The following is a 15,814-nucleotide window of genomic DNA, read 5'->3' as shown; positions in this document are numbered from 1 at the left end:
TTGAGCATCATTCGGCCGCTTGTGCGTCGGCCTTGTCCTGTTGTCGTGTTGCTTTTTCAGCGCGTTTTTTGAGCGCTTTATGATTGAAGGTCAGTACCGCCCGGGCGCCCAGCGGTGTCCGGTCGAAAATCTTGGCGGTACCGCCATGTTCTTCCATCACCCGGCGCACGATGGCGAGGCCGAGGCCGGTGCCCTTGGCGCGGGTGGTGACATAGGGTTCCATCAGACGGCCCTTCTGGTCGGGCGGCAGGCCGAGGCCATTGTCCTCAACGGTGATGACGGTTTCATCCTTGTCATGCTTGAGCTCGACCCGGATCGCGCCGGGTTCGATGGTGTCGGCTTCATGGTCGCGGTCCTTGTCGACCCGCGCCTCCACCGATTCCACGGCATTCTTGAGGATATTGGTCAGCGCCTGCCCGATCAGGCGGCCATCACACAGAAGATGCACGGGCCCCTCAGGCATTTCAGGGGTAAAGCTGATGCGTGGGGCTGCAACATCCTGCAGGAACACCGCCTGCTTGAGCACATCGGCGATATCGGTATCGCGGAACACCGGCGCCGGCATCCGGGCGAAGGAGGAGAATTCATCCACCATGCGGCGCAGGTCGCCCACCTGACGGATGATGGTGTCCGTACACTGGCTGAACACGGTCGCGTCGGAGGTGATTTCCTTGAGATATTTACGCTTGAGGCGCTCGGCCGATAGCTGGATCGGCGTCAGCGGGTTCTTGATTTCGTGGGCGATGCGGCGCGCGACGTCAGCCCAGGCGGCGGTCCGCTGGTCGGCAAGCTGTTCGGTCAGGTCATCGAAGGTGACCACATAGCCGCCTTCCCCGCCCGCGCGGTCGACAATCACCCGTACAAGCAGCGTCCGCATGGCACCGTTCACATCAACCTGTACCTGACCCTTGGCTTCACCGCGGTCGGATTCTTCCGCCTTGGTCAGGATCGGCTTGAAGCCCGGAACCACCTCATCCAGCCGCTTGTCGATCATATCGTCATGGTTTAGCCCCAGAAGGGTCGCCGCCGAATGGTTGGGCAGGAAGATGTGGCCATCACTGTGCAAGCCGATCACACCGGCCGACACACCTTCAAGCACTTCTTCAAGGAAGCGGCGGCGGTCATCCAGTTCGCGGTTGGCGTCAATCAGCGCCGACCGGTGCCCGGCAAGCTGGTCGGTCATGCGGTTGAAGGCGCGGCTCAGCGTACCGACCTCGTCACTGGTGGCCATATTGGGAACGCGGGCCGCAAGGTCACCCTGCCCCACACGGTCCGCCGCATCCACAAGCGCGGACAAAGGCGTGACCAGTTTGGACGAGAATCTGAGCCCCACCCAGATCGCCGCGAGCAGAATCAGAAGGGCGACGATGATAAAGACCACATTGAACTGGAGCTGCAGGTTACTGCGCTGCCCTTCAAGGTTGGCATAGTCCGCCACGGCGGAACGCGCGGCCTGCAGATAATTCAGCACCTGCGGGTTCAGGTCCCGCGCCACATAGAGATACGTGGGCCTCAGGAAAGATGTCAGGCGGATCATGCCGACAATGGTGTTATCCGCCGTGTTGGAGGCCACGAGCGTGCCGTCGCGCTTGACCCGCTCGATCATGCCGTTTTCGATCCGGCTGGTGGTCAGCCCCAGGCCCTGGCTCGCCCGCGCGATCACTGTGCCTTCGCCGCCCTGGTCCGGCACCTCGATCACCAGCACCTCGGACAGAAGCCGGGTATTGAGCGCCGAATAGGCCACCTGTTGAAGCGTCATATTGTCCTGTTGCTGGAACGGCGTCAGCTGGTTGAAGGCGAAGGCAATCGCCTGCATGTCCTTCTCGATCGATCGTCGGTGCTCCAGCATGTAAGCCTCAGCCACCTCGAGCGAGTTATTGACGGTCGAGCGCACATTTTCGCTGAACCAGCTTTGCACCCCGAACTCCAGAAACAGCGCCGAAAAGACGGTCATGATAATCGGCGGCACGATGGCAATGGCGATGAAGAAGCCCGTCACCTTGGACTGAAGCCGCGACCCCGCCGCCTTGCCCTTCCGCGCCATCCAAAGCTTTACAAACCAGCGGCCGATGGCAACACCGAGCGCAAGCAGGAGAACGAGGTTGATGGCCAGAAGCGCCCGCATGGTGCGGCCTGACGTCACCTCGAAAGGCGCCGCCTTCCGGGACATGGCGATATAGGTCGCAATAGCTGAGATAACAGCGAGGATCGAGAGGACGACTTCAAGGCGTCCGGCAAGCTTGAAGCGCCGTGCCCATAGCATAAAACGGGCCCAACGGCGGCTGGGCCAGTTTCCGGCGCCACCTGGGATTTGGGTCGTTTGAGGCAAGTCTTGATCCGACATGCATACCATGATGCATATTTGTCACATTTGTTCCAGATATATCACACTCAAAAATGCGATATTTCTGTCGCCTGCGCTTAACTGTCGCGGCGCGGCGGAACGGAGATGTCGAGTTCGCGGATTTTCTTGCGGAGCGTATTGCGGTTAAGGCCCAGGAGTTCCGCGGCTTTCACCTGGTTCCCCGCCGTTGCCGACAGTACTTTCTGGATGAGCGGCCGTTCGATCTCCCGAAGAATTCGCTGGTAAAGACCGGGCGGCGGCAGGCCGTCGTCATGGAAGTCGAAATACTGGTCCAGGTGCTGGCGCACGGTCTGCGAGAGGTTGCCGCCGGTGACGTTCGCCATGATGCTCATCGGCCCGCCCGCCAGCTCGGACGTCGAGCGGTCGAATTCGGCCTTCACCATGGTACCGGAGATTTCCTTGCCCGCATAAAGCGCGCAAATCCGCTGCAGCAGGTTCTCAAGCTCACGCACGTTACCCGGCCAATCGAAGGATTTGAGCACCTTCTTGGCGCCTTCGGTCAGCGTCTTGTAGGGTAAGCCCGATTCCGTCGCCTTCTGGAGGAAATGCTCCGCCAGGTCCGGCACGTCATCGAGGCGCTCCCGAAGCGGCGGCAGCGACAGCGGCACCACATTCAGGCGGAAATACAGGTCTTCCCGGAAATCGCCGGACTTGACCATATTCTTGAGGTTGCGGTTGGTGGCCGCGATGATGCGGACGTTGGCCTTGATCGAGGACTGCCCGCCCACTGTGCGGTATTCCCCTTCCTGCAACACCCGCAGAAGCCGGGTCTGCGCCTCAAGCGGCATATCGCCGATCTCATCCAGGAACAGCGTACCGCCCTTTGCCTGGCCAAACCGGCCGAGCGTGCGGGTTTCAGCGCCCGTAAACGCGCCGCGTTCGTGACCGAACAGCTCGCTTTCAATGAGTTCCTTCGGGATCGCCGCCATATTGACCGGCACGAACGGATTGTCGGCACGCGGCCCATGGGCATGAAGCGCGCGGGCAACCAGTTCCTTACCGGTGCCGCTTTCGCCGGTCACCAGCACGGTGAGGTCGGTTTGAACCACCCGCGCCATGGTGCGGTAAATTTCCTGCATCGCCGCCGACCGGCCGATCAGGATATTTTCATCCTTGATACCTGCCTTGGCTACAGAGGCACCCTTTTCCTTAAGTGCCTTCTTAACTATTGATACTAACTCATCAATATCAAAAGGTTTTGGCAGGTAATCGAATGCGCCCTTATTGGTCGCGGCCATTGCTGTCGACAGGGTATTCTGCGCGCTCATGATGATGAAAGGCAGGTCCGGTCGTTCGGCAATCAGCTGCGGCATGACATCAAGCCCGCTGCCCGACGGCATCAGAACGTCCGAAACCACGACATCGCCCTGCCCACCGCGGACAAGCCGCTCCAGCTCCGGGATGTCATCCGCTTCCAGGACCATCCAGCCTTCCTGCCGGAGGGCTTCACCGACCACCAGCCGGATTGCCATATCGTCGTCTGCGACAATGATGTTGGCCTTACCGCGTGTCATAGTCTCGTATCCTCATGCATGGCGAGCTGGACCTTGAACACGGCCCCGCCCTTCGGATGATTGTCACAGGTGACTGTCCCGCCCATCTGGCTGACAAAGCGGGCGACAAGCGCGAGGCCAAGCCCGGTGCCGCCTTCCTTGCCGCTGACAAACGGGTCGAACAGGTGGCCCTTCAGGTCATCGGGGATGCCGGGGCCATTGTCATGGATCGCGATCTCGATCGGCAGGCGGATGCGTTCGCCATTCGCGCCCCGAAGCCAGATGCCGTGCCGGTAAGCCGTAGTCACCGAAATGTCCGCGTCCGGGCCTGCGGCTTCGACCGCGTTCTTGATCAGGTTCAGGAACACCTGGATAAGACGGTCGAAATTACCCTCAACCGACGGCAGGGACGGATCAAAGCGCGGGCGGAAGCTACATTTCTCGCCAAACCCGGCCACGGCAACATTGAGCACATGATCGAGCACTTCGTGGATATTGACGGCCTCAAGCTGTTGCTCGGTCGGTGAGGAGAAGGTCTCCAGCTCATCGACCAAATTCTTGATCCTGTCCACTTCCTTGCAGATAAGCTCGGTAAGCTTCTTGTCCTCAAGTGCGCGGCCCATCAGCTGCGCAGCCCCCCTGATGCCGGAAAGTGGGTTCTTGATCTCATGCGCCAGCATCGAAGCAAGCCCCGCGACCGAGCGCGCCGCCGCTTCCATATGGTCGCGTTTCTCAAGGAACGCAGTAATACGCCGTGGCTGGACTGACAGCAGCACAGCACCCTCGTCCCCATATGGATGAGCGTGAAGGTCCATAAGCTCTATGTCGCCAATGGGCGGCATGCAGGAAACGTCATAGCTGTTGAGTGGCGTGTCTTCAGCGCGAGACCGGCTTACAAGCTCTGCCGCGGCATAGCCGATACCGCGCAGCTGACTGACCGGACTGCCGATCAGGCCCTCACGGCTGCGCTCAAAAATGGCTTCGGTCTGGGCATAAACGCCCGAAATCTGGTCATTTGCGTCGACGAGCACAATGGCCTGCGTCAGGCCATGCAGTATATCTTCCGGAACATTCTGTAACCCGGCTGCGCTGTCCATCAGGCCGCCAACTGGTCGCAGAGTGGCAGGTAGAAGCCCTTAAGCGCTTCCTTGACCTCTTCAGGATTTTCGAGCGCATTGATCCGGTTACGGAACTCGGCCGAGCTGTGCAGGCCCTTGGTGTACCAGCCAAGATGCTTGCGCGCGATACGGACACCGGCCTCGACGCCATAGTGGGTGAGCATGTCGTCATAATGCTCCATCACCGTCTCATACTGTTCCTCGAGGCTCGGGTCCTCGATCTTTTCACCGGTGCGCAGGTAATGCATCGCCTGGCTGACGAACCAGGGACGGCCATAGGTGCCACGGCCGATCATCACGCCGTCGGCTTTCGATTCCTCAAGCGCGCGGGTCACATCGTCGAACGTGTTGATGTCACCGTTCACGATCACCGGAATGCTCACGGCTTCCTTGACCTTGCCAACCTTGGTCCAGTCGGCGCTGCCCCGGTACATCTGGCAGCGGGTCCGGCCGTGCACGACAACCATTTTGATGCCGAGCTGTTCGGCGATCTTGGCCAGTTCCGGCGCATTGAAGCTGCTGTCGTCCCAGCCGAGGCGCATCTTGAGCGTCACCGGCAGCGAAACCGCGTTCACGGTGGCTTCGATCAAGGAACCGGCATGGTCCAGATCGCGCATCAGCGAGGAGCCCGCGTGACCGTTCACGACCTTTTTCACCGGGCAGCCCATGTTGATATCGATGATGGCGGCGCCGCGGTCCTCATTGAGCTTGGCGGCCTCGGCCATCTTGGCGCCTTCGCAGCCGGCCAGTTGGACTGACATCGGGAATTCCTCGGCGCAGCTCGTCGCCATTTTCTGGCTTCTGCGGCTGGCGCGGATCATGGCCTCGGACGCGATCATTTCAGACACGACAAGGCCTGCCCCGTAGCGCTTCACGAGCCTGCGGAACGGCATATCGGTAACGCCGGACATGGGGGCCAAGATTACTGGGTCTTTGATTTCGACCGGACCAATGTTAAGAGCCATCTTCGTACCTAAATAAACACTGCCTAAATATTGGGCACAGCTTATGCCAGAAGTCTTAACAAAAAGCCAGCCTCAGCGTGCGGAAAAATCGCTGATCCCCGCGGCCTTCCTTGTGGTTGCCGCCGGACGCGGCACCCGTGCGGGTGAAGGCCTGCCGAAGCAATATCGCACCATTGCCGGTAAACCTTTGATTCGCTTAACGCTTGAGGCGCTGGCCCGTGCCCTGCCCGGTACGCCGATCCAGGTGGTGATCAATGCTGATGACCGTGCATTTTTTGATACCGCCACCGCCGGGCTCGAGCTTCTGCCCCCGGTGAATGGCGGTGAGACCCGGCAGGCGAGCGTGCGCGCCGGGCTTGAGGCGCTTTCGGCTGCCGCACCAAATTATATCCTCGTCCATGATGCCGCCCGGCCGTTTATCGACGCAGGCACCGTTTCGCGCCTGATCACCGCGCTTGAAGACGGCGCCAAAGCCGTGTTGCCAGCCACCAAGGTCACCGATACGCTGAAAGCGGTAGAAGACGGCGTGATCAAGCGCACGGTGGACCGGGATGGGCTTTATGCCGTGCAGACCCCACAGGCGTTCCCCTTCGCAGACCTGATGGCCGCGCACGCAGCCGCAGAAGGTGACGGCTACACCGACGACGGCGCCGTGATGGAAGCCGCGGGCGCCCACGTCCAGGTCGTCGAAGGCCGCGAGGACAATTTCAAAATCACCACGCCGGGCGATTTCATCAAGGCGGAGCAGAAAATCATGATGGCAAACGCGGATGTCCGCACCGGCATGGGCTATGACGTCCACCGTTTCGAGGACGGCGACCATGTCTGGCTCTGCGGTATCAAAATCCCGCACGGGCGCACGCTCAAGGGCCATTCGGACGCCGATGTCGGCCTCCATGCGCTGACTGACGCCCTGCTCGCCGCCCTGTGCGACGGCGATATCGGCACCCATTTCCCGCCAAGCGACGAAAAATGGCGCGGATGCGAAAGCCATGTGTTCCTGAGTTTCGCCCGTGACCGTGTGTTGGCCCGCGGCGGACAGATCGCCCATGTCGGCGTGTTGCTCATCTGCGAAAAGCCCAAGATCGGCCCACATATGGATGCCATGCGCGCCCGCATCGCCGAGCTTCTGGACATCCCGATGAACCGGGTGAGCGTTCAGGCGACTACGACCGAAAAGCTCGGCTTCACTGGGCGCGAGGAAGGCATCGCAGCCCAAGCGACCGCCACCGTGCGCCTTCCACTGGAGGACATGTAACGATGGCGAAAATCTCCCTCCGCACCTGGCCTGAACGCCATAAAAGCCCGGCCTTCTGGGTCGTGACCTTCTTCGGCTCCGGCCTTTTGAAGCCCGCGCCCGGCACCTGGGGCAGCCTCGCCGCGCTGATCGCGGGCTACGGCCTGCTCGTCGCAGGCACCGGCCCCGTGCTGATGACCGTGCTGGTGGCTGCCCTCACCCTCGTCTCCGCCAAGCTGATCGACGGCATCGAGGCCAAAACCCGCATTCATGACGCGCCCGAGATCGTGATCGACGAAGTCGCCGGGCTGTGGCTCGCGCTTCTGCCGCTCACACACCAGCCGCCGCATATCCTGCCGCTCATCGCCGCCTTCCTGCTGTTCCGGGTGTTCGATATCCTCAAACCCTGGCCGATCTGCTGGCTCGATACCCACGTGAAGGGTGGGCTCGGCGTTATTGTCGATGATCTTGTCGCGGGCCTCTTCGCGGCTGGCATCCTGTGGTTCCTGATGGGCGCCGGGCTGATTGCCTAAACACTAAGCCTGCTTGACGGAAGCGTCTTCCGCGTGGCTCAATGAGCGGGCCGGTTACCCCTTCTGACCAAGCGAGGCTTTATGACCGACCCCGAAATCGAAATGCTGGCAAGCTCGATCCTCGACATGGCCCGCGCGCACGGCCAGATGATCGTCACGGCCGAATCCTGCACCGGCGGCATGATCGCCGCGGCACTCACCGACATTCCGGGCTCCTCCGACGTGGTCGACCGTGGCTTCGTCACCTATTCGAACGAAGCCAAGAACCAGATGCTGGATGTGAGTGCGGAGAGCCTGGACCGTTTCGGCGCGGTGTCCGAGGCGGTCGCCAAGGAGATGGCTTACGGCGCGCTGGTCAACAGCAAGGCTGACCTTGCGATTTCGGTGACAGGGGTTGCCGGGCCCGGCGGCGGCAGTGCCGAAAAGCCGGTCGGCATGGTGTGTTTCGGCCTCGCGCGCCAGGGCGAGATGCCGATATCCGAGACTGTCCAGTTCGGGGATCTGGGCCGCGCACATGTGCGGACCCAAAGCGTGCGTCACGCGCTCAAGATGCTGCGGTCAGCGCTTCTCAGCTGACACGCATATTGCCCTTAGCGCTGCAGAGTCTTTGACCAGGCCTCGATACGCATCTGCATCTTTTCGGCACGCTCCTTGATCTCGCGCTCGAAATGCACATCGAAATCCTTGCCGCTGTCGCGCGCTTTGGTCACCTGCTCCACAAAGGCCTTCAGGTCATTCAGAAGCCGGTCGAATTCGAGCCGACTTTCCTGGCCGCCTTGCTGGAAGGCCGGCGTGGTCGAATGATCTTCCATGAACTTCTCACGGACCCGAAGTTCTTCCGCCAAACGGTGCAGAAATTCTGACATAGGCTGTGTCTCCTTCTTGAGCTTGGGACCATAGCACCATTTTCACGCGCTGTGGACCTTGACCCCGGTCAAACACCTGAAAAAGCACAAAAATCGCCGTCAGACGTGGCTTTCCGGCAGGCTGCGGTCACCGTAAAGTGCCTGTGCGCGCAGCTCAAACGCATGAACCATGCGCTTGCTGGCCTCACCGAACAGGCCGCCGATCATCTGGTTGAGGAGCGCGTTCTTGAAATCGAAATCGACCTCGAAATCGATCATGCAGCTGCCGTCGCCTTGCGGGATGAAACGCCAGTGATTGTAAAGCCGCTTCATCGGCCCCTTGATATAGTCGACATCAACCCGCGCATCTTCCTGGAGCGTCACGCGGGAGGTGAAGCGTTCGCGGAACATCTTGAAGCCGATCATCACGTCGGCATCGAACTGCCCGGCCTTGCGGTTATAAACCCGTGCGCCCACGCACCAGGGCAGGAATTCCGGGTACTTGGCGACATCGGCGACGAGGTCGTAAAGCTCGTGCGCGCTGTAGGGCAGGATTTTCTTTTCGGCGTAATGGGGCATGGTGTCCTGAAACGAGTGTCTGCTTGCGGGCTTTTCTAACGGTGAAACCGGGAGGCTTCAAGCATCAAAGCAACCCCGCCATATGCAGCCACGCCAAAACGATACCCTCGGCAATCATACAAACGAAATAGATGATGACCGCAACCATAAGCCCACCGATGGCGCGCGGCCATGTCATGTCGAAAAACGTACGCGAACCAATGAGGAACAGGAATGTCAGGATCATGCCGCGCGGTGTGCCGCTGTAGGTATGGAACGCGTAGAAAACCGGCACGAACAGCAAGCTATAGAGCGAAGTGATCCCGGCCAGATAGCTCACAAACGCCAGCGTTTCAGCATAGGTGCGACCGGCCCGCCAATATTGCCACCTGAGCGCAAAAGCAGCGACCGGCAGGGCGATAAAAAAGATCAGGTTGAAATGGGTTCGGAGGACGGCCTGAATGGCCACAGCCGTACGCGCGACGGAGCTTTGCATGTCCGTGTCCGCGCTGAAATGAACGGCGTCATCTGCAATGCGGTCCAGCGTGCCGGAAAATGTCAGCGCCGCGACATAGACCGCAAACACGGTGAGAAAAAATTTAACCGGATTCACATAGCGCGCGCGCTGGCCAGAAATATAGTTAAGCGCCACAAGGCCGGGATTGAGGGTGCATTCGCGCACCGTGCGCCAAAGCCTTGAATCGAACTCTGTCAGCGCTTCGAAGGTGTGGGAGGCTATATCAGGCAGCGTCAAGCGCCCGCTGGCATGTTTCTGCCCACACTGGCTGCAATAAGGCCCAGAAAGCTGAGCACTGCAATTCAAACAGGTTTCCACCAGCCCCTCCCCTTTGGTGTCGGGCCAGTGTCACAATTGCGGCGGAACTGTCAAGCGGATGAGCGCCGGTTACAGAAACTGGACCCTGAAACAAGTTCAGGGGGACGCATGAACAGGCTGAAAACGAAAGCCCCCTGTCATGCTGAACTTGTTTCAGCATCCAGACGTCACACAGATTATCGCCTAGTGAGGCTAAGCCCTACTTGGCGGCCTTCGCGTTGAGCTGCGCTTCGCGCGCGGCGCGGAGCTTGGCGAAATCGTCCCCTGCCAGATAGCTGGAACGCGTGAGCGGCGTGGCCGAGACCATCAGGAAGCCCTTGCCCTTCGCCATGCGCTCATACGCCTTGAACTCATCCGGGGTCACGAACCGGTCCAGCTTGGTATGGCGCGGGGTCGGCTGCAGATACTGGCCGATGGTGATGAAGTCGATATCGGCCATGCGCATGTCATCCATAACCTGGCTGACTTCCATGCGCTCTTCCCCGAGGCCGACCATGATGCCGGATTTGGTGAAGATCGACGGGTCGATCTGCTTCACTTTATCGAGGAGGCGCAGCGAATGGTAATAGCGCGCGCCCGGGCGAATTTTCGGATAGTTCCGCGGCACGGTTTCCAGGTTGTGGTTGAACACATCCGGCTTGGCCGCGGCGACCTTCTCGATCGCGCCCGGCTTGTTGCGGAAGTCCGGCGTCAGGATTTCAATGGTCGTCTGCGGGCTTTTGGCTCTGAGCGCCTCGATCACACGCACGAACTGGTCGGCACCGCCGTCCTCCAGGTCATCGCGGTCGACGGAGGTGATAACGATGTGGCTGAGGCCCATGGCGGCACAGGCTTCTGCGGTATGCAAGGGCTCCAAGGGGTCAACGGCCATCGGGCGGCCAGTCTTGACGTTACAGAAGGCGCAGGCGCGGGTGCAGGTATCGCCGAGGATCATGATGGTGGCGTGCTTCTGCTTCCAGCATTCGCCGATGTTCGGGCACGCGGCTTCCTCGCAGACGGTGTGCAGCTTCAGCTCCCGCATCATCTTGCGGGTTTCGTTATATTCGCGGCTTACCGGCGCCTTGACGCGGATCCAGTCCGGCTTGCGCGCGAACCGCGGCGCCTCCGCCTCTTTGGGCTGGTCCATGTTCGGCTGCTTGATATCGTCTGCCATGCTACTCATCCACTTCGGGGCCAACTCTTCCCTGACCTTCAGGGAGCGGCCCGCTGTTTGAGACCTTGGTGCGCCTGCATGGGCGCGGCGTTCCTGCCAGTTTCCGGCCAGTATAACGACCGGATGGGCGGCTTTCACCCCCCGTGACACGCGGGGCAGCTTGTACCTGAGCGCGGGGCCCGTGTCCAGAAGGACGGGTTCTTACCCGCAGGACCATTGCCCGGCACCACTGGATTCGCCGATCAAGTCGGCGAATGACGAAATTAATTAAGTCGTCACCCGCCGGCTTGACCGGCGGGTCCAGGAACTCTGTCCTTAGAAATGAATGACCTTGCCGTAAGCGTCCAGCACGCTTTCGTGCATCATCTCGGAAAGCGTCGGGTGCGGGAACACGGTGTGCATCAGCTCGGCTTCCGTACTCTCCAGCGTGCGCGCGACCACATAGCCCTGGATCAGCTCGGTCACTTCAGCGCCGACCATATGGGCGCCCAGAAGCTCGCCCGTCTTCTTGTCGAACACGGTTTTGACGAAACCTTCCGGCTCGCCGAGCGCGATGGCCTTGCCGTTGCCGATGAAGGGGAACTTGCCGACCCGGACCTCATGGCCCGCTTCCTTCGCCTTGGCTTCCGTGAGGCCGACGGAGGCGACCTGCGGGCGGCAGTAGGTGCAACCCGGAATGTTGCCCTTGTCCATCGGGTGGACGCCCTTGACGCCGGCGATTTTCTCAACCGCGACGACGCCTTCGTGCGACGCCTTGTGCGCGAGCCACGGGGCCCCCGCCACGTCGCCGATGGCCCAGAAACCGTCGACGCCAGTGTGGCCCCATTCGTCGGTGACGATATGGCCGCGATCAACCTTGATGCCGACGCCTTCGAGACCGAGGTTTTCCACGTTGCCGGTGATGCCGATGGCGAGGATCACACGGTCAACGGTGATTTCCTGCTTTTTGCCCTTCTGCTCCACCACGCAGGTGACAGTGTTCGCGCCCTTCTTGAGCTCGGTCACCGCCGCTTCGGTCATCAGGGTCATGCCCTGCTTCTTGAAGGACTTGGCGGCGAAGGCGGAGACTTCTTCGTCTTCGACCGGCAGGACACGGTCCATCATCTCGACGACCGTGACGTCCGCGCCCAGCTCATTGAAGAAGCTGGCGAATTCGATGCCGATGGCGCCGGAGCCAATGACCAGAAGCTTTTTCGGCATCATGTTGGGCGCCAGCGCATGACGGTAGGACCACACGAGCTTGCCGTCGGCCTTCAGGTGCGGCAGCTCACGCGCGCGGGCACCGGTGGCGACGATGATATCCTTGGCGGAAACTTCGGTGGTTTTGCCGTCCGCGGCTTTGACCGAAAGCGTGCCCTTGCCGGTGATTTTGGCTTCCCCGGCGATATGGGTGACCTTGTTCTTCTTGAACAGCGACTTGATGCCGCCGGAAAGCTGACCGGCGACGCCGCGGCTGCGTTTGACGATCGCGTCAAAATCGAAACCGACATTCTCCGCCTTGATGCCATAATCCTTGGCATGTTTGGCGAGGTGGAAGACTTCCGCGGAACGGAGCAGCGCTTTCGTCGGGATACAGCCCCAGTTGAGGCAGATACCGCCGAGGTTTTCACGCTCCACGCACGCGACCTTCAGGCCGAGCTGAGCGCCGCGGATCGCCGCGACATAACCACCCGGGCCACCGCCGACGACAACGAGATCATATACTTCAGACATCTATCGTCCCCTTAAAGCAGCATGGTGATCGGGTCTTCGATATACCCTTTGAAAGCGGCGAGGAACTGGGCACCCACGGCACCGTCAACCGCGCGGTGGTCACACGAAAGCGTGCAGCTCATCACCGTGGCGACGGCCAGCGCGCCGTCTTTCACCACCGGACGCTGTTCACCGGCACCGACCGCGAGGATCGCGCCCTGCGGCGGGTTGATGACCGCGCCGAATTCCTTGATGCCATACATGCCGAGGTTGGAGATGGAGAAGGTACCGCCGGCGTAATCTTCCGGCATCAGCTTGCCGTCACGCGCGCGGGTGGCCAGGTCCTTCATGTCGGCGGAGATTTCACCGAGGCCCTTCTGGTCGGCGCCGCGGATAACCGGGGTGACCAGGCCGCCTTCGATGGCGACCGCGACCGAAATGTCGGCGCGCTCATACCAGTACATCTTGTCGCCCGCGAACTGAACGTTGGCGGCCGGGACTTTCTTGAGCGCGAGCGCTGAGGCGCGGATGATGAAATCGTTGACCGACAGCTTGGTGCCCGTCTCCGCCAGTTTGGCGTTCAGCACCTTGCGCTGCTCCATCAGCTTGTCCATCTCGCAATCGATGGTCAGGTAGAAGTGCGGCACATGCTGCTTCGATTCCGTCAGGCGCTTGGCGATGGTTTTGCGCATGTTCGACAGCCGTTCCTCGCGGTACGGAATGTCGTCATGCGGGCCATAGGTCGGTGCAGCGCCAACTGTTGCAGGTGCAACAGCGGTTTGGGCGGCTTGTGTTGCAGGTGCAACAGCTTGGGCCGTGCCGGATTTGAGCGCGGCTTCGACGTCACGCTTGATCACGCGGCCGTGTGGGCCGGTGCCGGAAACAGCAGCGATATCAACACCTTCTTGGGACGCGATACGGCGGGCAAGCGGCGAGGCCTTCACCCGGTCGCCGGTCACCGCGTCGGTAACTTGCGGATTGACGACCTGAGCATCGGTGATCTGGCCATTGACCGGCGTCGGAATCGCATCAACGACAGGCTTAACTGCTTGTTCTGCCTTGGCTTCTACGGCCGGTGCAGGTGCGGGAGCTGCGGCCGCCGCAGGCGCTTCCACGCTCGCGACATCCTCGCCCTCTTCCGCCAGCATGGCGATAATCTTGCCGACCGGCACATCGTCCGTACCTTCAGCAACGAGGATTTTCGCGACCGTACCATCGTCGATGCTCTCGACTTCCATGGTCGCCTTATCGGTCTCGATCTCGGCGATCACGTCACCTGAGGAGATCGTATCCCCTTCTTTTACCAGCCATTTTGCCAACGTACCCTTTTCCATCGTGGGTGACAGGGCCGGCATGAAAATCTCAATAGCCATACTTATTCTCTTTCACTCTCCACCCTCACATGAGGGCGTTATGAGGCCACAAGACCGAATGGACCACCATGACGATGCCCGCGATGATCACGAGAAGGTATAGTCGGCTTTCCCAGTCGCCGAAGGTGCTCGTCGCCCCTTCACTTCCGCCCGTGCTCGGCTCCCGATAATCAGAGCGTGCCTTGGGGCCACGAAACGCTGAACTAAGTCCGTGACGGCTGTTGAACCGCCGAATAAACCTTCTTCTCATTCGGTTTCTCCTTGGTGCTTACTCCGTGTAACAAACGGCTTTCGCCGCCTCGACAATCTTGTCCGCGTTCACGACCGCTGCCTTTTCAAGGTTGTTGGCGTAGGGAAGCGGGACATCGACACTGTTCACACGCGTCACCGGCGCATCGAGCCAGTCGAAAGCTTTTTCCATCAGCTGAGCGGACACATCGGACGCGACCGAACACTGCGGCCAACCTTCTTCAGCGACCACGCAGCGATTGGTTTTCTTGACACTTTCGATGACGGTTTCGATGTCGAGCGGGCGGATGGTGCGGAGGTCGATCACCTCTGCGCTGATGCCCTGCTCTGCCAGCTTATCAGCAGCCTTAAGCGCTTCACCGACCGTGATCGAGTAGGACACGATAGTGACATCGGTACCTTCACGGTAGATGCGCGCCTTGCCGATCGGCAGGACATAGTCATCCAGGTCCGGGACGTCGAAGCTTTCACCGTACATCAGCTCGTTCTCAAGGAACACGACCGGGTTCGGGTCCCGGATCGCGGCCTTCAGAAGGCCTTTGCAGTCCGCCGCGTCATAAGGGGCGATCACCTTGAGCCCCGGCACATGGGCGTACCAGGCGGCATAGTTCTGGCTATGCTGGGCACCAACACGGCTTGCGGCGCCGTTCGGGCCACGGAACACGATCGGGCACTGCACCAGACCACCGGACATATAACGCGTCTTGGCGGCCGAGTTGATGATATGGTCGATCGCCTGCATGGCGAAGTTGAAGGTCATGAATTCGATGACCGGCTTGAGGCCCGAGAAGGCCGCGCCAGCACCGAGGCCTGCGAAACCATGTTCGGTGATCGGCGTGTCGATCACGCGGTCAGCCCCGAATTCCTGCAGAAGGCCCTGGGTAACCTTGTAAGCGCCCTGATATTCGGCGACTTCCTCACCCATGACGAACACATCGCCATCCTTGCGCATTTCCTCAGCCATGGCATCACGGAGCGCTTCACGAACCGTGAGCGACACCATCTGCGTGCCAGCCGGAATGGCCGGATCGGCCAGCGTCGGGGCTGCGGCAATCGGTGCAGCGGGGGCTGCGGCCGGAGCTTCAACCGCAGGCGCCGGGGCTGGCGCGGCTTCAGCTTTCGACGCAACGCATACATTTGCCGGGTCTTCATCCTCTTCCGCGAGAATGGCGATCGGCTGGCCAACCGGCACGTCATCGGTGCCTTCCGCAATCAGGATCTTGGCGATGGTGCCTTCATCCACGGCTTCCACTTCCATGGTTGCCTTGTCGGTTTCGATTTCGGCGAGCACATCGCCCGCTTCAACCGTATCGCCTTCTTTCTTGAGCCATTTTGCCAAGGTCCCCTTCTCCATGGTCGGGGACAGGGCGGGCATGGTAATTTCAATAGCCATTACGT

Annotated in this window: 15 protein-coding genes; 3 read left to right on the top strand and 12 right to left on the bottom strand. The window is 60.6% G+C overall.

Features of this window, described 5'->3' with window-relative positions; genetic code table 11:
* Positions 1 to 7: 7 nt before the first annotated feature.
* The 4 genes from K6118_RS06855 to dusB form a co-directional block, all read right to left on the bottom strand.
* Positions 8 to 2,263: a sensor histidine kinase NtrY-like gene (locus K6118_RS06855; protein ID WP_247119494.1), complete on the bottom strand. Its 2,256-nt coding sequence runs from the start codon at positions 2,261 to 2,263 to the stop codon at positions 8 to 10.
* Between the two features lie 158 nt (positions 2,264 to 2,421).
* Positions 2,422 to 3,879, bottom strand: coding sequence for a nitrogen regulation protein NR(I) (gene ntrC, locus K6118_RS06850; protein ID WP_247119493.1), 1,458 nt, complete (start codon positions 3,877 to 3,879; stop codon positions 2,422 to 2,424).
* Positions 3,876 to 4,955, bottom strand: coding sequence for a two-component system sensor histidine kinase NtrB (locus K6118_RS06845; RefSeq protein ID WP_247119492.1), 1,080 nt, complete (start codon positions 4,953 to 4,955; stop codon positions 3,876 to 3,878). Before K6118_RS06845 ends, ntrC begins: the two co-directional genes overlap by 4 nt.
* Complete coding sequence (dusB, locus tag K6118_RS06840) at positions 4,955 to 5,941, bottom strand: tRNA dihydrouridine synthase DusB (protein WP_247119491.1); 987 nt, start codon at positions 5,939 to 5,941, stop codon at positions 4,955 to 4,957. Before dusB ends, K6118_RS06845 begins: the two co-directional genes overlap by 1 nt.
* A 43-nt stretch (positions 5,942 to 5,984) precedes the next feature.
* On the opposite strand from dusB, the gene K6118_RS06835 reads away from it, so the two are divergent.
* From K6118_RS06835 to K6118_RS06825, 3 genes are all read left to right on the top strand, one after another.
* Entirely contained in the window at positions 5,985 to 7,199 is a 1,215-nt protein-coding gene (locus K6118_RS06835) for a bifunctional 2-C-methyl-D-erythritol 4-phosphate cytidylyltransferase/2-C-methyl-D-erythritol 2,4-cyclodiphosphate synthase (RefSeq protein WP_247119490.1), read from the top strand.
* 2 nt (positions 7,200 to 7,201) lie between these two features.
* Positions 7,202 to 7,711: a phosphatidylglycerophosphatase A family protein gene (locus K6118_RS06830; RefSeq protein WP_247119489.1), complete on the top strand. Its 510-nt coding sequence runs from the start codon at positions 7,202 to 7,204 to the stop codon at positions 7,709 to 7,711.
* Between the two features lie 102 nt (positions 7,712 to 7,813).
* A complete protein-coding gene (locus K6118_RS06825; protein WP_343269931.1) occupies positions 7,814 to 8,287 on the top strand; it encodes a CinA family protein in 474 nt (157 codons plus the stop codon).
* 14 nt (positions 8,288 to 8,301) lie between these two features.
* Here the strand turns inward: K6118_RS06825 and K6118_RS06820 are convergent, their stop codons facing one another.
* The 8 genes from K6118_RS06820 to K6118_RS06785 form a co-directional block, all read right to left on the bottom strand.
* The gene (locus K6118_RS06820; RefSeq protein WP_247119487.1) at positions 8,302 to 8,577 is read right to left on the bottom strand and encodes a hypothetical protein; all 276 of its coding nucleotides are present in this window, start codon (positions 8,575 to 8,577) and stop codon (positions 8,302 to 8,304) included.
* Positions 8,578 to 8,676: 99 nt separating this feature from the next.
* On the bottom strand, positions 8,677 to 9,135 hold the full coding sequence (locus tag K6118_RS06815; RefSeq protein ID WP_247119486.1) for a type II toxin-antitoxin system RatA family toxin: 459 nt from the start codon (positions 9,133 to 9,135) through the stop codon (positions 8,677 to 8,679).
* Positions 9,136 to 9,199: 64 nt separating this feature from the next.
* Complete coding sequence (locus tag K6118_RS06810; RefSeq protein WP_247119485.1) at positions 9,200 to 9,868, bottom strand: DUF3667 domain-containing protein; 669 nt, start codon at positions 9,866 to 9,868, stop codon at positions 9,200 to 9,202.
* Between the two features lie 280 nt (positions 9,869 to 10,148).
* On the bottom strand, positions 10,149 to 11,075 hold the full coding sequence (gene lipA / locus K6118_RS06805; RefSeq protein WP_343269930.1) for a lipoyl synthase: 927 nt from the start codon (positions 11,073 to 11,075) through the stop codon (positions 10,149 to 10,151).
* Between the two features lie 342 nt (positions 11,076 to 11,417).
* Entirely contained in the window at positions 11,418 to 12,815 is a 1,398-nt protein-coding gene (lpdA, locus tag K6118_RS06800) for a dihydrolipoyl dehydrogenase (RefSeq protein WP_247119483.1), read from the bottom strand.
* A gap of 11 nt (positions 12,816 to 12,826) precedes the next feature.
* Entirely contained in the window at positions 12,827 to 14,167 is a 1,341-nt protein-coding gene (locus tag K6118_RS06795; RefSeq protein ID WP_247119482.1) for a pyruvate dehydrogenase complex dihydrolipoamide acetyltransferase, read from the bottom strand.
* A gap of 25 nt (positions 14,168 to 14,192) precedes the next feature.
* Positions 14,193 to 14,417: a hypothetical protein gene (locus tag K6118_RS06790; RefSeq protein ID WP_247119481.1), complete on the bottom strand. Its 225-nt coding sequence runs from the start codon at positions 14,415 to 14,417 to the stop codon at positions 14,193 to 14,195.
* Positions 14,418 to 14,435: 18 nt separating this feature from the next.
* A complete protein-coding gene (locus K6118_RS06785; RefSeq protein WP_247119480.1) occupies positions 14,436 to 15,809 on the bottom strand; it encodes a pyruvate dehydrogenase complex E1 component subunit beta in 1,374 nt (457 codons plus the stop codon).
* Positions 15,810 to 15,814: the final 5 nt, after the last annotated feature.

This window comes from Kordiimonas marina (assembly GCF_023006325.1).
Classification (GTDB): Bacteria; Pseudomonadota; Alphaproteobacteria; order Sphingomonadales; family Kordiimonadaceae; genus Kordiimonas; species Kordiimonas marina.
The sequence above is the reverse complement of the archived record's forward strand: the minus strand, read 5'-3'. Positions and strand labels throughout refer to the sequence as shown.

Coding starts and splice junctions, on each gene's coding strand:
- K6118_RS06835 (WP_247119490.1), top strand. CDS start 5,985: ATGCCAGAAGTCTTAACAAAAAGCCAGCCTCAGCGTGCGGAAAAATCG.
- K6118_RS06795 (WP_247119482.1), bottom strand. CDS start 14,167: ATGGCTATTGAGATTTTCATGCCGGCCCTGTCACCCACGATGGAAAAG.
- K6118_RS06815 (WP_247119486.1), bottom strand. CDS start 9,135: ATGCCCCATTACGCCGAAAAGAAAATCCTGCCCTACAGCGCGCACGAG.
- K6118_RS06790 (WP_247119481.1), bottom strand. CDS start 14,417: ATGAGAAGAAGGTTTATTCGGCGGTTCAACAGCCGTCACGGACTTAGT.
- K6118_RS06855 (WP_247119494.1), bottom strand. CDS start 2,263: ATGCTATGGGCACGGCGCTTCAAGCTTGCCGGACGCCTTGAAGTCGTC.
- ntrC (WP_247119493.1), bottom strand. CDS start 3,879: ATGACACGCGGTAAGGCCAACATCATTGTCGCAGACGACGATATGGCA.
- lpdA (WP_247119483.1), bottom strand. CDS start 12,815: ATGTCTGAAGTATATGATCTCGTTGTCGTCGGCGGTGGCCCGGGTGGT.
- K6118_RS06820 (WP_247119487.1), bottom strand. CDS start 8,577: ATGTCAGAATTTCTGCACCGTTTGGCGGAAGAACTTCGGGTCCGTGAG.
- dusB (WP_247119491.1), bottom strand. CDS start 5,941: ATGGCTCTTAACATTGGTCCGGTCGAAATCAAAGACCCAGTAATCTTG.
- K6118_RS06825 (WP_343269931.1), top strand. CDS start 7,814: ATGCTGGCAAGCTCGATCCTCGACATGGCCCGCGCGCACGGCCAGATG.
- K6118_RS06845 (WP_247119492.1), bottom strand. CDS start 4,955: ATGGACAGCGCAGCCGGGTTACAGAATGTTCCGGAAGATATACTGCAT.
- K6118_RS06830 (WP_247119489.1), top strand. CDS start 7,202: ATGGCGAAAATCTCCCTCCGCACCTGGCCTGAACGCCATAAAAGCCCG.
- lipA (WP_343269930.1), bottom strand. CDS start 11,075: ATGGACCAGCCCAAAGAGGCGGAGGCGCCGCGGTTCGCGCGCAAGCCG.
- K6118_RS06785 (WP_247119480.1), bottom strand. CDS start 15,809: ATGGCTATTGAAATTACCATGCCCGCCCTGTCCCCGACCATGGAGAAG.